Origin of the sequence: Bartonella sp. AA83SXKL (assembly GCF_042196965.1) — a bacterium.
In the GTDB taxonomy this organism is placed as follows: Bacteria; Pseudomonadota; Alphaproteobacteria; order Rhizobiales; family Rhizobiaceae; genus Bartonella.
In genome coordinates, this window is sequence record NZ_JBHIRG010000036.1 from 1 (window position 1) to 7,506 (window position 7,506).

Below are 7,506 nucleotides of genomic sequence, written 5' to 3' on the forward strand. Positions count from 1 at the left end.
TCTGAACACTGCCATGGCATGGTGAAAGCAAAGGAAATCGAGACTCATATCCTCTAGCTCTACAACCACATGCTTTTCTGGTATCTTCATAGAGTTTGTCCCACTTGGATTTGTCCCTCTTGGTATTGTCCTTGTGGTTTTCCGCCATTAAAAAAGGGCAAGAGCGTAATGGAATAGCGGATACGCTGGGATTGACCAGAGCGGCTGATATAGTCGTGGTCTTTATTGATCGTGGTGATTACTACGGGTCCATGGAGAAGGACACTATAGGTGGTATCATTGATCCAACGAAGCATTTGGACAGGCTTGGCAACACGAATGGTTCTAGTGATGGCATCAATGGCTGCACGGTCCCCAAACTCTTCTGGAAACAACACCCCATGAATGGTTTTGGGGTCATTGCCATAACCGGTAAATTGCAAACCTGGAGCCTCACCAAAACGCTCTAGGCAAACCCATGAAGCAGAAAACTCTTCCTCAAAGGATTGGAAATTCAGCCAGTCTACATAGAAGAGATGTGGTCCTAACATTAGCAAAGGATCTCTCATAGACGCCCTCCCCTTGATTGTATCCCTTCCAGCACGTCATCTCTTTCGAAACGTATCATTGCATCTCTCCTACCATTGCGCTCTCCTAGCACTTCATCCCTCCCCTCATTGTGTTCTTTCCAGCACGCCGTCTTTTCCCTTATTCTGTAGCCCGTATCATTCTGTCCCGCCATGCAGCGCATTGGCACGTGCCCGTTGCAAAGCATGGGCAACCGCACGACCAGTGGCCATGGGTTCACGCGCCCCATTAACATGCACCGTGACATTTTGATTGTGTGTGATGGGGGAGTGATCTTTGCTTTTTGCTTCTGTGAAAGGGGAATTTGCATGCCCCGCCCCCGCAAATTGTGCTATGGGCTGAATGGCTGTTTTACCTCCCAAAAAACTTGGCAAAAACTCTCTTACATCAATCGACCCAATCCACCCCTTAATGCGGCTAGGCAAAGATTTACAATAATCACTCAACTTTGTGATGGGGGCCATAAAACCATCGACAATCCAATTGGCTAAATCTTCGCCGGCTTGTTCCATACCAGCCTTGGCATCATCAGAGAGCTTTTCCTGTGTAAAAAAACTCTTCAACCATTGCCAAAAATTGGAAAGGCTTTGTTTAACGCCCTCCCACAAACCTTCAAAGCTTTGAACAACAGCGCTAAGCCCTTGTTTAAACTTTTGCCAAACTTGAGAGAGATCAAAAGCATTGGCGATTATATTTTTCCAACGCGTAATGGTAGTGGTATCAGCACCAAAAAAACGCATGACGGCTTCAAAGGCACGCCCCCAAGCCCGAGATACCCCCCGTGCAAAACCTTTGACAAAAGAAGAGAAACGGTCCCAATATTTCCACAAAGCAAAACCAGCAGCAAGGATGACAGCCACAACAGCAGCAATGACCGCCCCGATCGGGGTAAAAATAGCCCCCGCAACAGAGGCAATACCAGCTCCAACCACTTCGATCACTGTCCCGATCCAACCAAAAGAAGCAGCAAATGCACTTCCTGAGACAGCAATCCCCCGTAAAGCCCCGACCAACAAGGTCATGGGGCGTAAGAGTCGGAGTGAACTTGCCCCAAGACCCGCGGTTAGCAAGCCCAGCGAGCGCCCTGCGGCTGCTAAGCCCCGCCAGCTTGCAGAAAGACCACGACTAACAGCACCCATCTTGATAAAAGAGCCCATCAATTGAAGAAGCCCAAGACGTGTGCCAGCAAGAGTAAAGCGCAAAACCCGTAGAGCAATATTAAAAGCCATAAGGGCAGCAATGGTTTTGATGATGGCGCTTGTTAAAGTGGGATGGGCATTCGCCCACGCCATAAGCCCATTGGTAAAATTGCCAACACTTTCCATTAAACTGTTGAGGGGGGGCAGAAGCACTTCACCAATGCTAATCCCTAAAGCCACAATGCGGTTTTGTAAGAGTTCAAATTGCCGCATGGCACCGGTTGCTTGTTTGTCTGCTTCTTGTTCTACAGAGCCTTTAAAGACTTGTGGATCTTTCACATAATCTAAAGCTTGCCCTAACAATTCGGGGTTACCCACCAATTTGGCAAAATCACCAGTAAAATCGCGCCCCGCAATGGCAATCAGCGAGCGCATCCCCTGTTCGGATTTACCTAACACATTAAAAAAGCGCACCAAGGTGCCGGTGGCATCTTTGTCCAGATCTTGCATGAATTTTTCGCGAGAAAGCCCGATATTGGCAAAAGCATCTTCAATATGCTTGCCTCCTGCCTGAATACGGGCACTCATGGCATTAAAACCACGCGCAGCACTCTCTGGAACAATCCCAGCAGAAATCATCGCTGTACCAAATGCCGCAGTTTCGCGCGCGGTGAGCTTAAACATGGTTGCCGCACCGGTGGCACGATTGGTAAAATCAGACACTTCACTGGCTTTTGCCGCCATGTGATTAGAGAGATGATTGATAGCATCGCCTAGATCTTCAATGCCTGCTTGATTAAGCTTAAAGACATTGCGCAATTTGGCAAAGCGCTCCCCAATCTGATCTCCCGTCATATCAAAAGCTACAGCTGCTTTAGCGGCATAAATGCTAAAAGCTTCTAGATCTTGTTCGCCAATCCCTGCTTGGCTGGCACTGGTCATCAATTCTAAGACTTCACGCGCCGCTAACGGAATCTTGGTGGAGGTTTCAAGCGCAAAACGGCGCAATTCTTTTAAGCGATGAAGAGGAGCATCAAGAACCTTTTCCAATCCTTTCATCGATTGATCAAATTGCATGGCTTTATAGAGCGGCGCTATTAAGGTTGCTGTTTGCGCAATGGCACCCACCATGCGCCCCCGCGCTTGGATAAAAGCATTTTCCGCATTCTTTGTCGCATCCTCAAGATGCTCAGGGTCAAACCACCCTTTAAAATGCTGCCTTGTCTTGTTTTGGAAATGCGCAATATCTGAACTAAAGGCTGCAAGATCCCGCTTGGCAGAAGCTATCCCCTCTTGCAGATGATTAACAAAACGCACAACAAGGGAAACATCCATGATCGTCTCTTATCCTAACTGATGACTTTCATATTCTTGGGCTTTAAAGCGTGCGAGTTCTTCTCGATAGGCAATCACATCCAGCCAATCCATCTGGTTAATCTCTGAAGGCGCCCAGTGATAATAAAGGGCTAGTTCTGCTCCAAATTGTCTGGCAGAGAGGATTGGCGTTGCGTAAAAAAAGCAAAAAAAGCCTTCAATATTGCGACAATATCCATCACATCAACTCGATCAATCAATTCAATAGATTCATGTGACATATCAGCCAAAAGTGCTGTGATGCCTTCTGTTGCCTCACTTGTGAACAAAACTTGAGAAAGCTTCGTGATAAGCACATCATTGCTCAAAGTGGTTTTTTGCTCTCCAAACTCAGGAAGCAGCAGCTCTGTCAATTGTGGTCCAATGAGCACCGCTAATTGCTTGGCATGCTTAAAAGTGGGGCGATAAAAGGTCAGTTTCTTGCAGAGAGATTCTTTGCCACCTTTATCTTGATAAAGAAATGGAACCTGCAATTCCACGTCAATGCTGGTTTGTAAACTTGTCATGATCAATTCCTATAAATTGAGAACCCTATCAATAATGAGAGCTTATAAGTTGAGAATAGAGCGGCGGCGAGAACCGATCTCTTGCCCATTGCGGACAAGCCAGCCGCCCCGTTTAAAGGAAAAGCGGTGCAAAACAGAACCATCCCAAAATTCCGTATAGTCCCAAATATTTTTGATCTCGCAATCATAGCCTGTGGCTTTCCCAGCTGTTAAGCCTTCGCTATCGACTTTGACCAACCGCCCTGTCACATCAATGGTATGTTCATGCTCACGCCCATCTTCTTCAGAAATCACATGTTTTTTGCCAGTGAATTTATGACGAAGACCAGGAGGACCACCGAAGATGCCGATAATTTCGGGGGTATGGCTGCGGATTTTCATTTGCAAGCCAAGGGCTTTGACACCAAGACCGCTCACATCAATTTGCATATCAGAGCCGCCCGGTTGATAGGTTTCAGTGATTTCTTCCAACGTAGGTAATTTGAGGGTTTCAAGATCAAGATGGAGATTAACATCATCATCAACAATCAAGGTAAAACCGCGTACAATGCGTAAAGTCATATGTCACTCCTTGCTGCTTTGCGATAACCCTCTAGCGTATCACCAAAGGCATATGTCATTTTCTTTTGGATATCTTCAGCAAGCCGATTAAAGTAAGCTCCATTGCGCCGGCTGCCAAAGCTTAAATCTTCTAAAGGTGGCACTTCTTCTGCATCAAATTCCACCCGCAATTTCCCCAGTTGTAAAGTGCTGTTTGAATTTAAATCACGATCAAACCAAACCCGCCCACCAAGCAGTGCACCGCGTGCAATCATATCATCAAGAAAGCTGGTCAAAGAGCGGGTAATGGCAATAACATGTTGACCAGTCAGATTCTCATCATTGGCCCAAGGGCGCAAATTATTGATGATGGTTTTTTCCAAAGCTGCACGGGTGCGCACCACATTGACAAAGCGCCAGAGCGGATCACTGGAGGTGGTATGATTTCCCCATAAAATGCGGCCATTGGCAGCTACTTCTCCCTGCCCATTTTGGCTAAGCCGTGCTGGAATAAAGGTCGCAATATCGGCTTGGTTAAGGCGATTTGCCTCATGATCAATTTCCCCATCAAAGTAGCTAATGGGGCGTGCTGTCCCTAAAATGCCATGCACATCTTGGTTGGAAGGAGACCAAAAAACACCGCCCCTTTGCTTGTCACGTTTGATAAACATGGCTGCTGCAAAAGGACTTGCGGGTTTAACACTAACACCCCCCTCACGATTTGCCACCCGTACAAAGGGATCAATCAAATAACAAAAGCGTGAGGAAAAATCTGCACGATAGGCAAGACTTTCTTGCGTGTTTTTACCACCCGTATCAAAAACCGCAATCGCTTGCAGCTTTTCTGCAACCTGTTCCAAAGCGTCTGCCACTTCAATTCCGGCATAATATCAAAAAATACAATAAAGTCAATAGGTTGTTTGCAACTATTTTATATGAATCCACTTAAGAATCCACATTTTTATACGTGATTCATTTGACCATTTTTTATAAACAATTGCCATGTATGAATAGACCATAAAAAGCTAATCATGATACAAATATTATAACGCATGTGTGCATTCAAATGAAATGAAAAGCAGATATCATTTATAACAGTTCATAAATTTTATGACACGTTTTTATCACAGCACAAATCACATTGTTTTAAAGATTAGATTGTTGATCACATGATAAAAACATAAAATTACAGTTCTCAAAGTTGAGAAGCGTAAAATCTAAAAATGCTATAGCAATATTTATTACCTATTAAAGGGTAATCGTTTGAAACTGTCATAAGCTTATAGGTTTAATTTATAAAGATTGCATAAAAGGATTTAAAGATAAGATCACTTTTAAAACGCTTTCTAAAAGTTTAGAAAATGATAAGTAATCAGCATAAATATAATATCATGACTATAGAATGAAAATCACAATGTTATGTCTTATGAAAGAGAAAGCTTTTTAATGATATAACGCAAGCAAGAAAATTTAAAACCGTTGTAACATCATAAGGCATGGGATTTTACTCAATTTTAAGTCAAAAGCTGTAATATTTAAAGAATGCTCTATTCTAAGATAATGCCCCCAAAATGGACCGGCTAATATTTAAAGAAATTAGGTTTTAATGAAAAGTACAAATACGCTTATGAGAACCTCTTTAAATGCACGTTTAAACGTTTGAAACATAAAATGAGATCTTTATAATAAACGAAAACTTCTTTTTATCACAGTTATAACTTAGTTATCATTTGCTCTTAAGAACGTTTCATTTATGAAAAACGAAGATCTAGATTTCACAGCAGAGCAAAATCTTGAAAACCTTACATTTTATAAAAGCGTTTGTTTATTTATCTTATAAAAAGCTGCTTTTAAAAACCAATGATCGTATATGTAAAAAACCGTTTTGTTATAAGATATTCACTTAATATGCATGTTCTTTTGATTGGATTGTTAAAGCTACCGAGCGTTTATAGGCTCTCTCATTCAAATGAGTGATTAAAGATCATACGCACATTTACATTCCTTTTGATAAGTTTTCATATCTCTCATAGAGCGCTTGCAATATGATACGTTTTGTATATATGCATTCATTACTCCATTGTGGATGATTCATTTTAATCAATAAGAAACGCTATTTGAAAGCCGCGTCATATCATTTGACACGGCTTTTTTTATGTTACTCTCTCTTTTATGATATGTTTATAGCAATGCATTTTATATGCGTTTATACACCATAAAGAAAGCACGCCCCCCACGCCGTTCTTTATTCTGTTTTATCAGTTATATTGACAACATTATCCCTTTCATACACCTCACAATTTTTTGGAACCAACCTTACTTTGCTTTTTTTGTTGATTTTTGCATTGCCATAAGCACGCCCCCAGATCGTTGCACAATATGAGATTTTAGCATTGCCATAAACAGAGCCATAAATCTCACAAGAGCCACTCACACAAGCATTTCCATAAACCTTGCCATAAATTTTAGCACGACCATTAATAACAGCATAATTATAAATTTTTGCATGGCTATAAATGCAAGCAGAGCCACAAACCTTGGCATGACCATAAACGCGTGCATAACTAAAAACCGTAGCATCATAAGAAACATGCGCATGATCATAAATATGAGCATCAGCAAGAATGCGGGCACTACCATTCACATGAGCATACCCATAAACATTGCCATAAACATGAGCATTGCTATAGACAAAAGCATGGTCATAAACTTTAGCATATTGAGAGATAAAAGCTTTTCCATAGACCTCAGCATTGCCATAAACTTGACCACAGACTTGAGAAAAATGGCGTATTTTTGCATTTTCATACACTCTTGCATGACCATAGACACAAGCCTCATCATACACCCAGCAATTACCATCATGGGATAGGTTAACTTCCTTTTCAATAAAGCCGCCTAAAGACCCCGCCTTTACATCATCAAAATCTTTTAAAGCTTTAATGCGATAAAGGTTTATAATATTTCGAGTAAGAGCATGTTTGATTTTTTTGATTTCACTGGTTAATTCGTATTTTTTGCACATAGAGATACCCTCACAATTTAATGTGATAAACATTTGATAAAATTTGGAATGGAAAATTTGCTTAAAAAGCAGGCGCCCCCGCCGCGCCCGCGCGTCTTTACGCAGCGTTATTTTCAATAATCTTTACAACGGTATCGTTTTCATAAATTTCACAATCTTCAGGAATTCCATATGCATAATAAAAGTTTTGTTTGACATATGAATAACCATCTCTTTTTAACCTTGCATTGCCATGTACCAAACCTCTAATGGTGTGATAACCAGTCACTTTTGCATTCCCATAAACAGAACCATAGACCTTAACATACCCACCCACGCTAGCATTGCCATAAACCTTGCCATAAATTTTTGAAGA

5 protein-coding genes and 3 pseudogenes are annotated in these 7,506 nt (G+C 42.0%); all 8 read right to left on the reverse strand.

What is annotated here, in order from left to right:
* Nucleotides 1-90, reverse strand: a pseudogene (locus tag ACFINO_RS08665) (phage tail protein); the annotation flags it as partial.
* A complete protein-coding gene (locus tag ACFINO_RS08670; RefSeq protein ID WP_375655460.1) occupies nt 87-548 on the reverse strand; it encodes a phage tail protein in 462 nt (153 codons plus the stop codon). The pseudogene ACFINO_RS08665 and the gene ACFINO_RS08670, both read right to left, overlap by 4 nt.
* A gap of 156 nt (nt 549-704) precedes the next feature.
* Nucleotides 705-3,041 carry a phage tail tape measure protein gene (locus ACFINO_RS08675; RefSeq protein WP_375655461.1) on the reverse strand — a complete coding sequence of 779 codons (2,337 nt, stop codon included), beginning with the start codon at nt 3,039-3,041 and terminating at the stop codon, nt 705-707.
* Nucleotides 3,042-3,172: 131 nt separating this feature from the next.
* A complete protein-coding gene (locus ACFINO_RS08680; protein WP_375641046.1) occupies nt 3,173-3,586 on the reverse strand; it encodes a hypothetical protein in 414 nt (137 codons plus the stop codon).
* Nucleotides 3,587-3,628: 42 nt separating this feature from the next.
* Entirely contained in the window at nt 3,629-4,147 is a 519-nt protein-coding gene (locus tag ACFINO_RS08685; protein ID WP_375655462.1) for a phage major tail tube protein, read from the reverse strand.
* Nucleotides 4,144-4,998 (reverse strand): annotated as a pseudogene (locus tag ACFINO_RS08690) (phage tail sheath family protein); the annotation flags it as partial. The gene ACFINO_RS08685 and the pseudogene ACFINO_RS08690, both read right to left, overlap by 4 nt.
* A 1,373-nt stretch (nt 4,999-6,371) precedes the next feature.
* Nucleotides 6,372-7,151: a hypothetical protein gene (locus tag ACFINO_RS08695; RefSeq protein WP_375655463.1), complete on the reverse strand. Its 780-nt coding sequence runs from the start codon at nt 7,149-7,151 to the stop codon at nt 6,372-6,374.
* Between the two features lie 97 nt (nt 7,152-7,248).
* Nucleotides 7,249-7,506 (reverse strand): annotated as a pseudogene (locus ACFINO_RS08700) (hypothetical protein); the annotation flags it as partial.

What these genes read in the sequence shown, in the direction of transcription:
- ACFINO_RS08685 (WP_375655462.1), bottom strand. Translation starts at nt 4,147, where the DNA reads ATGACTTTACGCATTGTACGCGGTTTTACCTTGATTGTTGATGATGAT.
- ACFINO_RS08680 (WP_375641046.1), bottom strand. Translation starts at nt 3,586, where the DNA reads ATGACAAGTTTACAAACCAGCATTGACGTGGAATTGCAGGTTCCATTT.
- ACFINO_RS08695 (WP_375655463.1), bottom strand. Translation starts at nt 7,151, where the DNA reads ATGTGCAAAAAATACGAATTAACCAGTGAAATCAAAAAAATCAAACAT.
- ACFINO_RS08675 (WP_375655461.1), bottom strand. Translation starts at nt 3,041, where the DNA reads ATGGATGTTTCCCTTGTTGTGCGTTTTGTTAATCATCTGCAAGAGGGG.
- ACFINO_RS08670 (WP_375655460.1), bottom strand. Translation starts at nt 548, where the DNA reads ATGAGAGATCCTTTGCTAATGTTAGGACCACATCTCTTCTATGTAGAC.